This is a genomic window from Mesorhizobium sp. M7A.F.Ca.CA.001.10.2.1 (assembly GCF_003998575.1).
In the GTDB taxonomy this organism is placed as follows: Bacteria; Pseudomonadota; Alphaproteobacteria; order Rhizobiales; family Rhizobiaceae; genus Mesorhizobium.
Map to the genome: position 1 here is coordinate 1 of NZ_RZQY01000735.1, position 2,821 is coordinate 2,821.

Here is a 2,821-nt window from a genome sequence, read left to right on the forward strand (position 1 = left end):
GGCGCAGGCCGCTCGATCGCGGCTGGTTGTCGCCGGCGGTGGCGAGGCCGGCCACGATGGCCGGCAGCTGGACGACGAAACGCGCGCCTCTCGGGAGCACTTCCTCGAACCAGACATTGCCATTGTGCCGCTCGATGATCGATTTCGAGATCGACAGGCCGATGCCGGTGCCGACGCCGACCGGCTTGGTGGTGAAATAGGATTCGAAGATGCGGCCGCGGATCGCTTCCGGCACGCCGGGCCCATTGTCCTCGACCGAGAAGCAGGGATGACCGCGGTCGCTGCGGAACGTCCGCACCTTGATCAGCCGGTCACCGGCAATGCCAGCCAAGGCGTGCTGGCTGTTGATGAGGAAGTTGGCCGCTACCTGCGTCACATGGTCGGCGTCGGCCATGGCCAGCAGCGGGCCGGCGGCGAAATCGGTGTCGATGACGATGCCGCTTGAGCGCGCGCCATAGGCGGTCACTTCGAGTGCCGACCGGATCACCTGGTTGAGGTCGGTCTCGGCCTGTGCCGCGGGATGGAGGCGGACCATCGACAGGAAGCTCTTGACGATGCGGCCGCAGCGCTCGGCCGCGGCGCGGACTTTCTCGGCGCGCACCTTGGTCTGCGGATCGGAAGCGAATTCGTGCAGCAGCGTCGATTGCGCCACAACCACGGCCAGCGGATTGTTGAGTTCGTGCGACACGCCGGCCAGCAACGAACCCATTGCCGCCATCTTCTCGTTCTGGTGCAGCTTCTCGCGCTGCCGGCCGATTTCTTCCTCGGCACGCAATTTGTCGCGCAGGTCGCGGATGGAGCCGAAGATCAGGCGGCGGTCGGCGACCCGCATCTCGGTCGCCGTCAGCTCGATCGGGAACACTTCGCCGGCGGCATTCTGGGTCACCGTCTCGAGCCGCTGGCCGACCATCGGCGCGCCGCGGCCGGACATGTATTCGGCCCCTGAGGCATAGCCCTTGCGGTAGTAGATCGGCACGATCGTATCGAGCAGGTCCTTGCCGAGGATGTCGCTGCGCTGGAAGCCGAACATCTTCTCGGCGGCCGGATTGAATTCGATGATCGAGCCGGTCTCGTCGATGACGACGATAGCGTCGAGCGAGGCCTGCAGCATGGTGCGGCGAATGACCTCGCTGGCGTGGGCGTCGGAGGGCGAGCGCTCGATGGCGTCGCCGATGGCCAGCGCGATGATGTGCAGGGTCGCCTCTTCCTCGTCCGTCCATGCACGCTCGTTGACGCAGTCATTGACTGCCAGCGTCCCCCAGAGATGGCCATGCGCAAATACCGACACCGACAGAAACGACTTGATGTGCTGTTTTTCGAAGTCGGCCCTCAGGAAGCCTTCAAGGTCGCGCGTATGCCCGGCGAACACCTTGCCTTGCCTCTCGTCCTCGGCCAGCCGCTCCAGCAGCGGGTCCGAATTGACGATCGATTGCATGATGACGGTCGGCGACGCCAGTTCGCCGCCGAAAAGAGGGTCGATCCAGTAGGCTGCGACGGATTGGGCGAAGCCCTGGCCGGGCAGCTCGCGCAAGCGAAACAGGATGCCGCGCTGGCAATCCATGGCCCGGCAGAGCGTTTCCAGTATGCCGTCTATCTCGCGCTGCCAGTCGCCGGCCTCGCGCAGCCGGCGAACGACACGCACGGCCGCCATCGCCGCGCCCTGCCTGAACCCTTGCATATCGGTGCTTGCTGCTTCAGCGATCATCTTGTGCTGTCATTCCGGAGTCGCGCCAATTCGGAGTCGTGCCAATTCTGGCTGGCGAGCAACCGAATCCTTCTGGCCCGGTGCTCAGTTGCCGTCGCCGGTCGGCAGCGAGAAGATATAGCCCTCGCCGCGCACCGTGCGCAGGAATTTCGGATTGGCGGGATCGGCCTCGATCTTCTTACGCAGCCGCATGATGCGAATGTCGACGGCGCGTGACGATTCCGGATCTTCGGTGAAGCCAATCGCCTCGGAGATCGCGGCGCGGGTTAGCAGCCGATTGGCGCGGGTGAGGAAAATCTCCAGCACGTCGAACTCACTCTTGGCCATGTCGATCACCGCGCCATTGGCGCCGGTGACCAGCCTGCCGTCGAGGTCGGCCTGGAAGGGACCGAAGGCAACGGAACGGCGATCCGTCCCGGCCTTCTTGTCCTGGAGCTCCTTCGGCTGGGGAACGCGGCGCAACACGCTGCGCACCCTGGCCAGCACTTCGCGCAATTCGTAGGGCTTGACGATGTAATCGTCGGCACCGAGTTCCAGCCCGACGATGCGGTCGAGCGCGGTGCCGGCCGCTGTCGCATAGATGATGCCGATCGGCAGTTTCGAACGCAGCCAGCGGCCGAGCGAGAGGCCGTCCTCGCCCGGCATGGCGATGTCGAGAATGGCGAGATGGAACGATTGCGTTTCAACGAGGCTGCGCGCAGCGGCAGCACTTTCGGCGGTGGCCACCTCATAGCCGGCGGCGCCAAGATATTCGGCGACCGCGTCCCGTAGATCGGGCTCGTCCTCGACGATGACAATTCTTGCCCGCACGATGCTTTCGCTCCCACTTTCAGTGGAAAGTAGATTGGGTATAAACATCATGTCCAGCACTCATATCCGGGTTGCTAGGGAACGGTTGGAAAACATGGCTGCACGATCCGTCATTGCGCTCGTTTCGGTAGCCGAAGTGGTGGCGACCGAACTCGCCGACCATCTCGAGCGGCGCGGTCACGATGTGCATCAGGCGCGCCAGCCCTGGGAGGCCGAATCGCTGTTGTCGGGAAAGGGCATCGACGTCGTCGTCGTCGGCGACAGTCTCAGCCAGGCGGAGGGGCGGGACCTGCTCCGGCGTTATGG

General features: G+C 64.5%; 2 protein-coding genes and 1 pseudogene. 1 reads left to right on the forward strand and 2 read right to left on the reverse strand.

Features of this window, described 5'->3' with window-relative positions:
• Together EN964_RS30845 and EN964_RS30850 are read right to left on the reverse strand one after the other, a co-directional pair.
• The coding region (locus tag EN964_RS30845) for a sensor histidine kinase (RefSeq protein ID WP_164776106.1) at positions 1–1,705 on the reverse strand (1,705 nt) is incomplete at its 3' end.
• An 84-nt stretch (positions 1,706–1,789) separates the two neighbouring features.
• Complete coding sequence (locus EN964_RS30850) at positions 1,790–2,563, reverse strand: response regulator (RefSeq protein WP_206517176.1); 774 nt, start codon at positions 2,561–2,563, stop codon at positions 1,790–1,792.
• Positions 2,564–2,609: 46 nt separating this feature from the next.
• On the opposite strand from EN964_RS30850, the pseudogene EN964_RS30855 reads away from it, so the two are divergent.
• A pseudogene (locus EN964_RS30855) lies at positions 2,610–2,821 on the forward strand (response regulator transcription factor); the annotation flags it as partial.

Bases quoted from the DNA above. Each gene is read 5' to 3' on its own strand.
- EN964_RS30850 (WP_206517176.1), bottom strand. From the start codon at position 2,563: ATGTTTATACCCAATCTACTTTCCACTGAAAGTGGGAGCGAAAGCATC.